General features: G+C 71.1%; 1 pseudogene. It reads left to right on the top strand.

The window, feature by feature from the left end:
* Window positions 1–80: 80 nt before the first annotated feature.
* Window positions 81–388: pseudogene (locus EOA24_RS41130) on the top strand (hypothetical protein); the annotation flags it as partial.

The raw sequence follows: 388 nt of genomic DNA on the forward strand, positions 1-388 counted from the left end.
CGCCGGACCTGCTCGCCACCGTGCTCGGCGAATTCCGCAAGAGCCCGGCGGTGATCGAGGCCCGCTGAGGGGGGCGAAGCATGGCGGCGAACCGACCCCGCGCGGTCTTCGTGACGCGCGAGACCGACTACGAGCTGCTGGTCGCGCGCCACGCGACGCGCGACCAGGCACGCTTCTTCCTGCAGACGCGCGGCCAGCGGCTCGAGGATGTCGAGGTCCGGCACGACAAGTTCCATGCCGTGCTGGGCGCGGCACGGGCCTCGGTGCCGGCGGATTGGCGCCAGACCCTGGTCAAGCGCGCCGACCTCGACCGCTTCCTGTTCGCGGCCGACGACGTTGTCGTGCCGGTGGGACAGGATGGGCTGGTCGCCAATGTCGCCAAGTACCT

This window comes from Mesorhizobium sp. M2A.F.Ca.ET.039.01.1.1, assembly GCF_003998035.1.
In the GTDB taxonomy this organism is placed as follows: Bacteria; Pseudomonadota; Alphaproteobacteria; order Rhizobiales; family Rhizobiaceae; genus Mesorhizobium.